Source organism: Streptococcus sp. KR, from assembly GCF_002238115.1.
Classification (GTDB): domain Bacteria; phylum Bacillota; class Bacilli; order Lactobacillales; family Streptococcaceae; genus Streptococcus.
Map to the genome: position 1 here is coordinate 1 of NZ_NGVM01000335.1, position 228 is coordinate 228.

Here is a 228-nt window from a genome sequence, read left to right on the forward strand (position 1 = left end):
AACTTGTTTGGAAAGGTCGCCGGCTCCTTCTTGAAGCTTGGTTTATTACCACTTCGAGTTCTTTCATTCAATGGTGTTCCTGAGTTTATCGGCAATATAATTGCTGGATTGGGTAAGGCATTCACTTATCCACTTGCAATTCTTAACGTCCTTAACCTCACCATTCCTGGTTGGCTTTTGGGTCGATTGTTGACTCACTTGGTTGATCTTGGAAGTCTCGTAAAGATC

The 228-nt window shown here is 42.5% G+C and carries 1 protein-coding gene; it reads left to right on the plus strand.

The genetic code is table 11. The features are described from left to right. The coding region (locus CBI42_RS13090; protein WP_218822080.1) for a hypothetical protein at positions 1–228 on the plus strand (228 nt) is incomplete at both ends.